We start from the raw sequence: 1285 nt of genomic DNA, 5'->3' as shown, positions 1-1285 counted from the left end.
GCGGGAGATGAGCTCGGTGCGGAAGCCGTTCATCACCGCCATGACGATGATCAGCGTCGCCACCCCGAGCATGATGCCGATGAAGGAGAAGCCGGCGATGACAGAGATGAAGGCTTCCTTGCGCCTGGAGCGCAGGTAGCGCCAAGCCACCAAACGCTCGAAGGCGGAAAAGGGTCGGCTGGAGGACTTTTCAGGCTGCGCTGCGGCCTGCACCCGATCTTCGGTCACGGCGGTCATCCTGCCTTCCTTCGCCTCATCACTTCGTTGCGACCAGCTTGTCGATCACCGCTTCGACGATCATCGAGGGCGGTCTAGATTTACGTCGAGAGACTGTAGGTGCGCCAGCGAAAGGCAGGCTGACGTGGCGGCGTCCGAGTGGTCGTCGCATCCGCCCTCCGGCACACTCACTTCATCTCGACGACCTTGCCGTCTTCGATCGTCACCCGCCGATCCATCAGTCCGGCGAGCTCGTGATTGTGCGTCGCGATCAATGCCGCGAGGCCCGACTGCCGTGCCAGCGCTTCCAGCGCCTCGAAGACATAACCGGCGGTTTCCGGATCGAGATTGCCTGTCGGTTCGTCGGCAAGGAGAACGAGCGGCGCGTTGGCAACGGCGCGCGCAATCGCAACGCGCTGCTGCTCGCCGCCGGAAAGTTCCGCCGGGCGGTGATCGGCGCGGTGGCCGATGCGCATATAGTCGAGCAACGCCCCAGCCCGCTCCGCGGCTTCCGCCTTGGGCAGACCGGCGATCAACTGCGGCATCATGATGTTTTCGCGCGCCGAGAACTCAGGCAACAGGTGGTGGAACTGGTAGACGAATCCGATCTCGTTGCGACGGATCGCCGTGCGCCGATCGTCATTGAGCCCGGCGCAGGACACCCCGTTGACCAGCACCTCGCCGCTATCGGGGCGTTCCAGCAGGCCCGCCACATGCAGCAGCGTCGATTTTCCGGTCCCTGACGGCGCCACCAGCGCCACGGTCTCGCCGCTTCTCAGCGTGAAGTCAGCACCCTTGAGGATGGAAAGGAACGTCTCGCCTTCCCCATAGTGGCGTTCGACGCCGGAAAGCTGCAGTGCCACGCGCGCATTCATTTAAGTGATGTCCTTGTCATTCGTAACGCAGGGCCTGCACCGGATCGAGGCGCGAGGCGCGCCAGGCCGGAAAGATCGTGGCGAGGAAGGAAAGGGTCAGCGCCATGACGATGACGAGCGCCGTCTCGTCGGCATTCATGTCGGCCGGAAGCTGGCTGAGGAAATAAAGCTCTGGGCTAAACAGCGTCGTTCCG

The 1285-nt window shown here is 63.5% G+C and carries 1 protein-coding gene and 2 pseudogenes; all 3 read right to left on the bottom strand.

The features are described from left to right. A pseudogene (locus tag ASE71_RS36970) lies at positions 1-237 on the bottom strand (lipoprotein-releasing system transmembrane subunit LolC); the annotation flags it as partial. Between the two features lie 167 nt (positions 238-404). After that, entirely contained in the window at positions 405-1091 is a 687-nt protein-coding gene (locus ASE71_RS17600) for an ABC transporter ATP-binding protein (RefSeq protein WP_060522200.1), read from the bottom strand. 16 nt (positions 1092-1107) lie between these two features. Beyond that, positions 1108-1285 (bottom strand): annotated as a pseudogene (locus ASE71_RS36965) (lipoprotein-releasing system transmembrane subunit LolC); the annotation flags it as partial.

Origin of the sequence: Ensifer sp. Root954 (genome assembly GCF_001429005.1) — a bacterium.
Taxonomy (GTDB): domain Bacteria; phylum Pseudomonadota; class Alphaproteobacteria; order Rhizobiales; family Rhizobiaceae; genus Ensifer; species Ensifer adhaerens.
The sequence above is the reverse complement of the archived record's forward strand: the minus strand, read 5'-3'. Positions and strand labels throughout refer to the sequence as shown.

Bases quoted from the DNA above. Each gene is read 5' to 3' on its own strand.
- ASE71_RS17600 (WP_060522200.1), bottom strand. From the start codon at position 1,091: ATGAATGCGCGCGTGGCACTGCAGCTTTCCGGCGTCGAACGCCACTAT.